The following is a 1,167-nucleotide window of genomic DNA, read 5'->3' on the forward strand; positions in this document are numbered from 1 at the left end:
GGCTAGTATAGCCGTTGTGCGTGAGTCCCGTCAGGTCAACGTTGCCATCTAGCCCACCAGCCTTGTAGGTCGAGGTGAATTGGAAGACGTGCACGTTGCTATATGAGGGGAAAAAGCTGTAGTCTGGCGTCGTCCGAACCTGGTAGTCCGGATACTCTGCCAGCCATAGCGGCCAGGACTTAGCCAAGCTCGCTAGATCTAGCTTACCGGTCAAGAAGCCCTTGTAGCCGTATAGCACGGGCGTGTAACCTGCGTCCTTGATACGCTGGAGCGCGTAGTTGACCGCATCGGTGTTAGGCGTCCCAGATTCGACGTCTAGCGCCACGATGGACTGCTTAGGCGTCTGTACCTTCGGTAGGTAGTAGTCCAGCATAGCGTCCGCCTGTGCCCGCGTGGTGAACTGCGCGTAGATGTACGTGTGGACGTACTTTCCGGCCGCAATTGCCGAGGACACCTGCGTACTGTACGTGTATTGTGGGATAAAAGTGCCATCATAAAAACCGCCAATCTGGCTGATGACAAACTTATCGTCGGAGCGTCCATACGCCCCGTATGCTCCCTGATACTTAGACCAGTCGACACCCTGTTCCCGCTTGTCCGCGGAGACGGTCGCCAGTTGGTGAATCGACGCTGTGGTCGACTTACTAGACTGTACCAGCGCCGCCGTCTGTGTCTGTGCGTGTGTGTCGTGGGTGCTATTAACCGCACCCGTGCCCACAACAAAGGCCGCAACGATTACCGCTACGGCCGTGAGCCAACGATTAAACTTGTGCCGCACTGGAATCACCTCCGTCAGCGGGTGCTGGTGTTGGCGCCGCGTCACTGGTAGGTGTAGCCTGCGTCGGCATAGCGGCGACCAGCTTGGCCTCCACCGCCTTAGCGACTGCCGCATCGAACTGTGCTTGCTCCGCATCAGCCTTGGCTTGCTTAGCGTCCGTCACCTTAGTTGCGACTGCCTTTGCCGCTGGTTTGACCGCGTCCACTGCCCAGCTTGTGCCCATTGCTGTAACCGCGCCCTGGACCGCACCGGCGAGGTAGTTAGTGTCGTGCGTGATGGCTACGGATGCTAACCCCGCGGCCACCCCAATGCCAACCGCCAGGTATGGCAGATAGGCCGACTTAATCGACGTCTGCGACTTAACAAATTGAGTGGCCGCCGCGACAATT

Annotated in this window: 2 protein-coding genes; both read right to left on the minus strand. The window is 58.2% G+C overall.

Features of this window, described 5'->3' with window-relative positions; genetic code table 11:
* Positions 1 to 625 (minus strand): GH25 family lysozyme (locus tag JCM12539_RS12385; RefSeq protein ID WP_263849808.1); only part of this gene is annotated, 625 nt, incomplete at its 3' end.
* A 136-nt stretch (positions 626 to 761) separates the two neighbouring features.
* Positions 762 to 1,167: hypothetical protein (locus JCM12539_RS14375; protein WP_054651844.1), on the minus strand; the 406-nt coding region annotated here is incomplete at its 5' end.

Origin of the sequence: Lacticaseibacillus pantheris DSM 15945 = JCM 12539 = NBRC 106106 (assembly GCF_001311175.1) — a bacterium.
GTDB classification, from domain to species: Bacteria; Bacillota; Bacilli; order Lactobacillales; family Lactobacillaceae; genus Lacticaseibacillus; species Lacticaseibacillus pantheris.